Raw genomic sequence first — 682 nt, forward strand, 5'->3', positions numbered from 1 at the left:
CTACCCATTCTTTTGCAGAATTTACGCTACCTGAGTGCAGCGGCTCTGCTGTTGTTGGCGTTTCCATCAACTGTTTCTGGTTTCGCCTGTATTCAACGAGGTGCATGTACGCAACGACCGCGCTTTCCGGCGTACGATAGGTAGGTATCCCCGCTTGAGTGAATGCCAGTCGAGCATCTCGAGATGTTTGTTCCCCAGACCAGTTAGTTAGGACATTAAAATGTTTATGTCGAGGGTGATTCTTGATGGCTTCAATAACCGCCAAAGCCGTTTCATAAGAATCAGACACGGCAGAAGGACTGTGCATAATCAAAATCGCATCAGCACAATCATTATTCATTACCGCATTGATCGCATCTACGTAGCGTTTTTTCGTTGCATCTCCGGAAAGATCTATCGGATTAACACCACGCCAGTTAGACGGTAAAATGGCTCTGAGCTGATCGGTTGTTACTTCGTCCAGAGTCGCTAAATTGCCACCTCGCTCAACTAGTGTATCAACCGCCATGACGGCAGGGCCTCCACCGTTAGTGATGATGGCTAAGCGTTCTCCACGCAACGGAACTGAGTGCGTCAGCGTCTCTACCGCAGCAAATAACTCATGCGTATTGCTAACACGTAGCATACCCGTTCTTCGTATCGCAGAGTCATAAATCACATCGAGCGTATCGCCATCTTGCTG

The 682-nt window shown here is 48.4% G+C and carries 1 pseudogene; it reads right to left on the reverse strand.

What is annotated here, in order from left to right:
* Positions 1-682: pseudogene (locus tag R7O13_RS27350) on the reverse strand (protein acetyltransferase); the annotation flags it as partial.

It is taken from the genome of Vibrio sp. Y176, assembly GCF_033438945.1.